Below are 270 nucleotides of genomic sequence, written 5' to 3'. Positions count from 1 at the left end.
CGAGAAGCCCCGTCGGTCGATGACCGACGGGGCTCCCCATCTCAAAAATTGTTCGGCGGCGTCCTACTCTCCCACGAGGTCCCCCTCGCAGTACCATCGGCGCTGAAAGGCTTAGCTTCCGGGTTCGGAAAGTAACCGGGCGTTTCCCTCACGCTATAACCACCGAAACACTATGAAACACACAAAACCAGGAAAACCCCACCGCCCGGAACCACACACACCAACAGTGCGCATAGCTCGGACGAAACAGGATCCTCGACCGGTTGCGGT

1 rRNA gene is annotated in these 270 nt (G+C 58.5%); it reads right to left on the bottom strand.

The features are described 5' to 3' along the window. Window positions 1-50 precede the first annotated feature (50 nt). Window positions 51-167, bottom strand: a 5S ribosomal RNA gene (gene rrf / locus ACL06G_RS21545). Window positions 168-270 lie beyond the last annotated feature (103 nt).

This window comes from Streptomyces callyspongiae, from assembly GCF_047200695.1.
Lineage (GTDB): Bacteria > Actinomycetota > Actinomycetes > Streptomycetales > Streptomycetaceae > Streptomyces.
This window is presented reverse-complemented; position numbering and strand designations above follow the sequence as displayed.